Source organism: Legionella feeleii, assembly GCF_001467625.1.
Taxonomy (GTDB): Bacteria; Pseudomonadota; Gammaproteobacteria; order Legionellales; family Legionellaceae; genus Tatlockia; species Tatlockia feeleii.
The window spans coordinates 7,981-10,640 of sequence record NZ_LNYB01000086.1 but is presented as its reverse complement, the minus strand read 5'-3'; the positions used below and the strand labels follow the sequence as shown (position 1 = coordinate 10,640).

Here is a 2,660-nt window from a genome sequence, read left to right as displayed (position 1 = left end):
TTCCTTTTGTTGATTATGTTCTTGGCGAACAATCAACAGGATACGCCACCTAATTTATTTTTCACATACACCAGATTCGAGCATAACTCTAGCAGAGCATCCTTAAGGTATTATTAATTATAAAAATTTAACTTGCGGATTTTTAACAAAATGAGTTAAATACAGACAATTTTTTGAAACTCAAGAGTAGTTGTATGTCACCAGTCACTGAAACTAAGTCTCAATCGCTTATGGAGAATAATTCATTCGCTCAAGCTATCGAATCAGAGATTAGGCGATTTGAAAAACACGATGGGATTAGCTTGTATGGACTTATTATGGAAACAGTCGAACGTGCTTTATTGCAAACTATCATGAATAAATGTCTTTACAACCAATCCAGAGCCGCAAGAATGCTCGGCCTATCGCGAACGAATTTACGGTTAAAGCTCAGACATTATTTTGGCGATAAGTATTTCAAAGGCCAAGTGCAGTTATGACTACCCTTCTGGATACCGCATTAAAACTGTTATCCGCACGCCCCTTAAGTGAGCGAGAGCTCACCCGTCTTTTAGAGCGGGAATTCAGTGCTCACCCTGATTTAGACCAGGCTATTGAGGCAACACTCGCACGTCTTCGTGACCTGCATGTGCTAAATGACCATCGCCTGGCGGAAAGCTTAAGCCATCGCTATCGTCATAAAGGCAACCGCTTTATTCGCACAGTCTTAAAACAGAAAGGCATAAGCGATGAAGTTATCGAGCAAACCTTAGTTGAATGTGGCGATGAATACGAGCGTGCTCTGGAAGCCTTACACAAAAAACTCTATTCCGTCTACCGAACGCCGGATGATAAGTCCAAAGCAAGACTCTATACTTTTCTGTCCAGCCGTGGGTTTTCTCAAGCGGTGATTCATCAAGCCATTAAAGCGCTTTATGAGGATACTTTATAATGATTAAATCAGAATTGATTCAACTCATTGCTGCAAAGATGAGTCACCTCTCGGAAAAGTCAGTGGAAGACGGTATTAATCAGATTCTTGCCACTATGACCCAAGCGCTGGAAAACGGTCAGCGTATTGAAATCAGAGGGTTTGGTACTTTTGCAGTTCATCACAAACCAGCGCGAGCTGCTCATAATCCGAAAACGGGTGAAAAAACGGTGGTCGACTCTAAATACAAAGTCCTTTTTAGGCCAGGACTTGAACTTAAACGGCGTGTCATGGCCTCTCAAGAAACCGTAGTCATTAAGAATGATTAATTCTTGCGCTCAACTCCAAGACATTTCTTGCAAAACATCGCGCGTTTCTCTTAATGACAGGCGATGAATTAAAGTGCAGACTGAGAGTATTGGTGGTTGCTAATCCAGTTCTCGAACAGGAAGGTTCGTCAAAGGACAACAGCACAGGGACGTGCTGACACAGGAAGTGGATGGGCTGGCAACCAGCCAAACCAACTGATTCTCTCCATGGCGCAGGTAAACACATCGCTTCATTGCTATTGGGATAAATGAAGAAACCACATTAAAGAAAAGGTCTACCTGCGCGCCGATTATAGCAATAATCCCTATTTAATCAACAAATTAGGTAACACTTAATCACTCTGCTTTTATTCTACCGCAGGATTCAACTTTATTTTAATTTGTAGATTGACAGGTCGATTGGCGCTGCTAAGATGGCGCCCATTATAGAGATTTAAGTTTATCTTTCAGGATAAACCATCGATTACAAAGCAGCCAGGAACAGGGACGTTGAGGGCAAAAATCATTTATTTGCTAAGACGGAGTTTGTTCATGCGTATATTAACCAGCCTTCTCTGGTTAACTCATTCCAATCAAACTGAAACATCCAATTCTTTCGGGCATCCGTCTGTTGCTTATTCATTTTTAATCACAAACGGAGCATAAAATGCCAATACCAGTAGTTATTGCAGCGGGGGCTGTTATGGGAGTAAAAGGACTTGGAATGGGAGGAGCGGCCTATGTGGGTTATCAAGGTGCTTCCTATCTATATAACGGAGTACGTGACTGGATAGACCCGAGTCGGGTTGAGAAACGGCAGACTGAATTATTAGTTAATTTAACCAAAGAGAAACAGGAAAAGGAGTCAGAGCGGATGCAGCATTTAAATGAAGTAGTTCAAGGAATTCAGCAGCGCAGAGAAGAGCTTAATACAGGTGTGGTTCAGCAGCAAACCGAACTTCAAGAAATTGTGCAGGGAGTTGGTACTGACAGTGCAGCGATTCAGAGACAGCTAGACCAGATAGTCCCTGTCTCGGATGGATTAGAAGAAACAGCCCGTGCGCAACAGGAACTAATTAACCGCCTACAGCAGGAGTTACAGACGAAGCAACTTGCTTTTGAAGAGGCAAAGCGCCAGCTGGCGGAATCGGATGCCCGATTAAAGGAAGCGTCTAAGGAATTAGTAGAAACGAAGGCAAGAGTCAGTTCTTTTGAGATTACGCAACAAGAAACACGACAAGAGTTAAAGGGACTAAAAGAGCAAATGGCACTCCTTGCTTCGAAAAATAACGCTGCAATCAATTCACTAAAAGCTGAACTTGGAGAAGCCAATGCGTTAATAGAAACCCTCACCGAGCAACTGGAAGAGGCGCAGGAAAACAAACGCGGCCGATCCCTCTCCCCTTCATTTTTTAAATAAGGAAATTCGCCATGTATAGTAA

The 2,660-nt window shown here is 42.7% G+C and carries 4 protein-coding genes; all 4 read left to right on the top strand.

Annotation, left to right across the window (positions count from 1 at the left end; genetic code table 11):
* The first annotated feature begins 194 nt into the window (after window positions 1-194).
* The 4 genes from Lfee_RS16360 (at window position 195) to Lfee_RS16345 (ending at window position 2,638) form a co-directional block, all read left to right on the top strand.
* Window positions 195-479 (top strand): helix-turn-helix domain-containing protein, encoded by a 285-nt coding sequence (locus tag Lfee_RS16360; RefSeq protein WP_058448073.1) that lies wholly within the window; start codon window positions 195-197, stop codon window positions 477-479.
* Window positions 476-931 (top strand): regulatory protein RecX, encoded by a 456-nt coding sequence (locus tag Lfee_RS16355; protein ID WP_058448072.1) that lies wholly within the window; start codon window positions 476-478, stop codon window positions 929-931. The genes Lfee_RS16360 and Lfee_RS16355 overlap by 4 nt, the downstream gene beginning before the upstream one ends.
* On the top strand, window positions 931-1,239 hold the full coding sequence (locus Lfee_RS16350) for an HU family DNA-binding protein (RefSeq protein WP_058448071.1): 309 nt from the start codon (window positions 931-933) through the stop codon (window positions 1,237-1,239). The genes Lfee_RS16355 and Lfee_RS16350 overlap by 1 nt, the downstream gene beginning before the upstream one ends.
* A gap of 646 nt (window positions 1,240-1,885) precedes the next feature.
* On the top strand, window positions 1,886-2,638 hold the full coding sequence (locus tag Lfee_RS16345) for a coiled-coil domain-containing protein (protein ID WP_058448070.1): 753 nt from the start codon (window positions 1,886-1,888) through the stop codon (window positions 2,636-2,638).
* Window positions 2,639-2,660: the final 22 nt, after the last annotated feature.